General features: G+C 68.0%; 2 protein-coding genes. Both read right to left on the bottom strand.

Annotated elements, in window-relative coordinates:
• On the bottom strand, positions 1–958 hold a 958-nt coding region (locus tag HLUSI_RS0122850), incomplete at its 3' end, for an efflux RND transporter periplasmic adaptor subunit (RefSeq protein ID WP_029363913.1).
• A 63-nt stretch (positions 959–1,021) separates the two neighbouring features.
• A partial coding sequence (locus tag HLUSI_RS0122845) for an efflux transporter outer membrane subunit (RefSeq protein ID WP_016836153.1) occupies positions 1,022–1,802 on the bottom strand: 781 nt, incomplete at its 5' end.

The following is a 1,802-nucleotide window of genomic DNA, read 5'->3' as shown; positions in this document are numbered from 1 at the left end:
TGGTCCCGGAAAACGCATAGGTCAACGACAACGCGTGGTCGTCCATCTGCAGGTTGACGTTGACGTACTGGCCCGGCCACAGCACGTGCTGCTGGTTGGTGAAGCGCGCCTTCAACTGCACCGTGCCGTTGGTGGTGTTGATCTGGTTGTCCAGCAGGACCAGCTTGCCGGTGGCCAGCACTTCCTGCGAGTCGCGCGCATAGGCGGAGACCTGGAGCGGCTGCTGGTGAGCGCGCTGGGCGCGGTTGATGCCGGCCACGGCTTCTTCGGGCAGGGTGAAGACCAGGGTGATCGGATCGATCTGGTTGATTACCACCAGACCGTTGGCGTCCGTGGCATGCACGATGTTGCCCGGATCGACCAGGCGCGCGCCGACGCGGCCCGAGATCGGCGCATTGATGGTGGTATAGCTCAATTGCACCTTGGCATAGGCCACCTGGGCCTCGTCGGTCTTGACGGCCGCTTCCAGCTGCGCCACCAGGGCCTTTTGCGTATCGAGCTGCTGCTGGGTGGCGGCGTCCTGGCTGCGCAGGGTGGTGTAGCGTTGCAGGTCCAGCCGGGCGTTCATCAGCGTGGCGCTGTCCTTGGCGCGCTGCGCCTCGGCCTGGGCCAGTTGCGCCTGCAGTGCGCGGGCGTCGATCTGGGCCAGCAACTGGCCTTTCTTGACGTCTTCGCCTTCCTGGAAGCCGACCTTTTCCAGCTGGCCATCGATGCGTGTCTTGACCACGACGCTGGCGTTGGCGGTCACCGTCCCGACGCCGGCGAGGTATTGCGGCAAGTCGCGTTCCTGCACGCTGGCCAGGGTCACGGAGACGGGCGGCGGCGCCTTGGCCTGCGGCTGGTCGGCGGCGCTGGCGCGCTGCAGGTGGGTCCAGCCGCCGATGCCGGCCATCAGCAGCGCTGCGGCCAGTGCGATGGCCAGTCGGGAACGCCGGGGAGGGGTGGGTGAGGTGCTCATGCCTGAAACTCGTCCTGAAATGTTCGCGAGGAAAGGGGGATTCGACAATGCCGGCGGCTGGCTTTACGGGGCGTCCCGCCCAGCCTGCCAGCCGCCGCCGGTGGCCTTGATCAGCGCGACGCTGGCCACCAGCTGGCGGCCCAGCAAGGTCACGGCGTTGCGCTGGTTGGTCAGCGACGCGGCCTGGGTCGTCACCACCGACAGATAGGTGACGGTGCCGGCCTCGTACTGGCGCATGGCCAGCCGTTCGGCCAGCTGCGCCGACTGTACGGCCTGGGCCTGCACGGTGCTTTCCTGGTCCAGCACGCGCAGGGTGGATAGCTTGTCTTCCACCTCTTGCAGGCCACCCAGCACGGTCTGCTTGTATTGCGCCACGGCCGCGTCGTAGGCCGCCACGGCGGCATCATTGCGGGCGCTGCGGGCGCCGCCGTCGAAGAGAGACTCGGCCAGCGCCGACCCCAGCGACCAGACGCGGCTGGGGGTGTTGAACAGGTTGGCGAAAGCCAGGCTGTTGTAGCCACCGCTGGCCGACAGCGTCAGCGTGGGGAAATAGGCGGCGCGGGCCACGCCGATATTGGCGTTGGCCGCGGCGGCCAGACGTTCGGCATTGGCGATGTCGGGACGGCGCTCCAGCAGTTCCGAGGGCAGGCCCACCGGAATCTGCGGCAGGCTGCCTTGCAGGCGCGCGGCATTGGCGTCGATGGCGCTATCGCTGGCCGCAGCCGGCGGCAGGGCGGGCAGGCTGAACTGCGCGGGCGCTTTGCCGATCAGCATGGCGATGGCGTGTTCGAGCTGGTTGCGGGTGTCGTCGAGGTCGATCAGTTGCGCCTGCGCCGAGCGCAAT

The organism is Herbaspirillum lusitanum P6-12, from assembly GCF_000256565.1.
Taxonomy (GTDB): Bacteria; Pseudomonadota; Gammaproteobacteria; order Burkholderiales; family Burkholderiaceae_D; genus Herbaspirillum; species Herbaspirillum lusitanum.
This window is presented reverse-complemented; position numbering and strand designations above follow the sequence as displayed.